The following is a 1,195-nucleotide window of genomic DNA, read 5'->3' as shown; positions in this document are numbered from 1 at the left end:
CCGTCTTGACCATCACGTCCTTGAAGACCTTGAGCACCCTGTTCACCCTTAGGTCCTTGTAGCCCTTGTGGTCCTTGTGGTCCTGCAACTCCGGCTTCACCTTTTAGACCTTGAGGCCCACGAATGTTACCAATCTTATCCCAAGTTCCGTTTTCTTTCTTATAAACATCACCTGTAGTTGCATCGATATAAGTGTCACCATCTTTACCATCATCTGCTGTTGGTGCTTTAGGTCCACTTAATAGTTCAGCACCATTACGTCCGGCTGCACCTGCTGCACCATTGGCACCGTCTGTACCATTATAAATTGGTTGTTTAGCAATTAATTCATCTATACCTTCATCGTATCGACCATTACCATTGTTATCAAAGTACGCTGTAATAAGAGTACCTTCTCTTGGTTTTTCTGCTGGTGCTGTAGATGGGGCGTCTGCTAAAGCTCTTCTTACTCTTCCGCTTCTTTGATTGTTTAATCTTGCTGCTGCTTCAGCTAAGGCATTTAAGTCGATGGTTGGTGTACGTCCATCTTTACCATCTTTAATGTTAGCTACAACAGGCTCTTCTCCAGGAATAGTAAATGTAATATCAGTACTACGGCCGTCTGCTCCACGAGCAGTTGTGATTTTTGGAGTTTTTCCGTCACGTCCCGCTGCTCCTGTTTCACCACGGTCTCCACGGTCTCCTTTTTCACCTTGCGCTCCGGTTAGACCACGTTCGCCTTGGTCCCCTTTTTCACCTTTAGCTCCATCTGCAATGACAACTTCTTTTAGTTTTGTATCGCCTGCATCAAATTCGTTGTTATCATTTTGGTCATAATAGAAGATAACAGTCGTTGTTTTATCTGCGTCATTTCGTTGAGTCGCAACTAATGGACTTGCGCCATCGAAACCATCTCTTACAACAGTACTTGTAACATTACCTCTACCGTCGTTAATCGTGATAGTATGAGTGCCGTCTTCTTTATTATCTTTAACGGTTACGGTTGGAGTTACACCGTCACGACCTGCCTGACCTTGGTCTCCTTTTTCACCTTTAGCACCTTGTGCTCCAGTCAGACCGCGTTCACCTTGGTCTCCTTTTTCACCTTTTGCTCCTTGAGCTCCAGTGAGACCGCGTTCGCCTCGATCTCCTTTTTCACCTTTTGCTCCTTGTGCTCCGGTTAGACCGCGTTCGCCTCGATCTCCTTTTTCACCTT

1 pseudogene is annotated in these 1,195 nt (G+C 45.6%); it reads right to left on the bottom strand.

Annotated elements, in window-relative coordinates:
• Positions 1 to 1,195 (bottom strand): annotated as a pseudogene (locus tag HMPREF2701_RS03800) (YSIRK signal domain/LPXTG anchor domain surface protein); the annotation flags it as partial.

Origin of the sequence: Streptococcus sp. HMSC077D04 (assembly GCF_001808785.1) — a bacterium.
In the GTDB taxonomy this organism is placed as follows: domain Bacteria; phylum Bacillota; class Bacilli; order Lactobacillales; family Streptococcaceae; genus Streptococcus; species Streptococcus mitis_BX.
This window is presented reverse-complemented; position numbering and strand designations above follow the sequence as displayed.